This window comes from Citrobacter sp. R4, from assembly GCF_026719175.1.
In the GTDB taxonomy this organism is placed as follows: domain Bacteria; phylum Pseudomonadota; class Gammaproteobacteria; order Enterobacterales; family Enterobacteriaceae; genus Citrobacter_A; species Citrobacter_A sedlakii.
The window spans coordinates 1-2,089 of the sequence record NZ_JAPPSU010000040.1 but is presented as its reverse complement, the minus strand read 5'-3'; the positions used below and the strand labels follow the sequence as shown (position 1 = coordinate 2,089).

Annotated in this window: 2 protein-coding genes and 3 pseudogenes; 2 read left to right on the top strand and 3 right to left on the bottom strand. The window is 52.2% G+C overall.

What is annotated here, in order from left to right:
* A pseudogene (locus OOJ60_RS24395) lies at positions 1 to 75 on the top strand (IS6 family transposase); the annotation flags it as partial.
* Positions 76 to 107: 32 nt separating this feature from the next.
* On the opposite strand, the pseudogene OOJ60_RS24390 reads toward OOJ60_RS24395, so the two are convergent.
* The 3 genes and pseudogenes from OOJ60_RS24390 to dfrA12 all read right to left on the bottom strand — a co-directional run.
* Positions 108 to 716 (bottom strand): annotated as a pseudogene (locus tag OOJ60_RS24390) (AadA family aminoglycoside 3''-O-nucleotidyltransferase); the annotation flags it as partial.
* A 5-nt stretch (positions 717 to 721) separates the two neighbouring features.
* Positions 722 to 1,012: a DUF1010 domain-containing protein gene (locus OOJ60_RS24385; protein ID WP_001336345.1), complete on the bottom strand. Its 291-nt coding sequence runs from the start codon at positions 1,010 to 1,012 to the stop codon at positions 722 to 724.
* Between the two features lie 111 nt (positions 1,013 to 1,123).
* Positions 1,124 to 1,621, bottom strand: a complete 498-nt coding sequence (gene dfrA12, locus OOJ60_RS24380) for a trimethoprim-resistant dihydrofolate reductase DfrA12 (RefSeq protein ID WP_001083725.1) — start codon at positions 1,619 to 1,621, stop codon at positions 1,124 to 1,126.
* Positions 1,622 to 1,765: 144 nt separating this feature from the next.
* Between dfrA12 and OOJ60_RS24375 the strand changes: the two are divergent.
* A pseudogene (locus tag OOJ60_RS24375) lies at positions 1,766 to 1,969 on the top strand (phage integrase N-terminal SAM-like domain-containing protein); the annotation flags it as partial.
* Positions 1,970 to 2,089: the final 120 nt, after the last annotated feature.

Below are 2,089 nucleotides of genomic sequence, written 5' to 3'. Positions count from 1 at the left end.
GGCCAGGCCTCAGCATTTTATTATGGTGATCCCCTGGGCGAAATGCGCCTGGTAAGCAGAGTTTTTGAAATGTAAGGCCTTTGAATAAGACAAAAGGCTGCCTCATCGCTAACTTTGCAACAGTGCCCGCTGTACCAAATGCGGGACAACGTAAGCACTACATTTCGCTCATCGCCGGCCCAGTCGGGCTGCGAGTTCCATAGCTTCAAGGTTTCCCTCAGCGCCTCGAATAGATCCTGTTCAGGAACCGGGTCAAAGAATTCCTCCGCTGCCGGACCTACCAAGGCAACGCTATGTTCTCTTGCTTTTGTAAGCAGGATAGCTAGATCAATGTCGATCATGGCTGGCTCGAAGATACCCGCAAGAATGTCATTGCGCTGCCATTCTCCAAATTGCAGCTCGCGCTTAGCCGGATAACGCCACGGGATGATGTCGTCATGCACGACAAGGGTGACTTCTATAGCGCGGAGCGTCTCGCTCTCGCCAGGGAAAGCCGAAGCCTCCATAAGATCATTGAGCAATGCTCGCCGCGTCGTTTCATCAAGCTTTACGGCCACAGTAACCAACAAATCAATATCGCTGTATGGCTTCAGGCCGCCATCCACTGCGGAGCCGTACAAATGCACGGCCAGCAACGTTGATTCCAGATGGCGCTCAATGACGCTTAGCACCTCTGATAGTTGGTTCGAAATTTCGATGGTCACCGCTTCCCTCATGATGTCTAACGGGCGAGGTAAGCCGACCGCAGAATGCGGGTCGGCTTGACCGAAATGTTAGAACCAGAAGCCAAAACGGATAACTTGAATTTGGCGACGGGCGCTAACCGTGAAAAAACGCTGCGCCACCGAGGCGGCACAGCACTGCAAAAACGATAGCTGCTTGCGCTTGCTACGCAAGGGCTAGAGGCCAAAAAGACTGAAAACCTGCGCAGCCCATGCAGGCGAAGCCCGGAAAAAAGGCAAAACAGGCACTGAATAACGCCTGAAAAGCTAAATGCCGTTTGAATAAACATGAGCTAAATAAAGCTGGGTTTCAGTGGTGCTAACGTTGGACGTAACGAGAGCCGGAGCGCAGCGGAGGGAACCAAAATGCGCAGCATTTTGGCGTCCCGTTGACGGAATGGTTAGCCGTTTCGACGCGCATAAACGGAGTGGGTGTACGGAATTACAGCTTGAATGGTTTCGGTTGAGACAAGCTCGAATTCTGTTTCGTTGAGCATTGGGAAGAAGGCGTCACCCTCGAAGGTTTGATGTACCTCAGATAGAAACACGCCGTGGGCGTGAGGTAGTGCCAGAGTGTATATCTCAGCTCCGCCCGCGACGTAGAGTTCATTGCCGAGTTCGGATGCCAAAGCGATAGCGTGCGACAGCGTTGAAACAACTACGCAGCCAGTGGCGCGGTAGTTAGCTTGGCGTGAGATTACCAATGTGTGACGGTTCGGTAGAGGCTTGCCGATAGACTCAAAGGTCTTTCGCCCCATGACAACGACTTTTCCCTCAGTGAGTCTGCGAAAAATCTTCTGCTCACCCGGAATTTTCCAGGGGATATTAGGACCATTGCCAATAACCCGATTGGCTCCCATCGCAGCAACGAGATAAATGCGTACTGATTCCGAGTTCATATGGCTAACTTTGTTTTAGGGCGACTGCCCTGCTGCGTAACATCGTTGCTGCTCCATAACATCAAACATCGACCCACGGCGTAACGCGCTTGCTGCTTGGATGCCCGAGGCATAGACTGTACAAAAAAACAGTCATAACAAGCCATGAAAACCGCCACTGCGCCGTTACCACCGCTGCGTTCGGTCAAGGTTCTGGACCAGTTGCGTGAGCGCATACGCTACTTGCATTACAGTTTACGAACCGAACAGGCTTATGTCAACTGGGTTCGTGCCTTCATCCGTTTCCACGGTGTGCGTCACCCGGCAACCTTGGGCAGCAGCGAAGTCGAGGCATTTCTGTCGGCACTGTTGCAAATAGTCGGTGGTGATAAACTTATCATCCCCTTTTGCTGATGGAGCTGCACATGAACCCATTCAAAGGCCGGCATTTTCAGCGTGACATCATTCTGTGGGCCGTACGCTGGTACT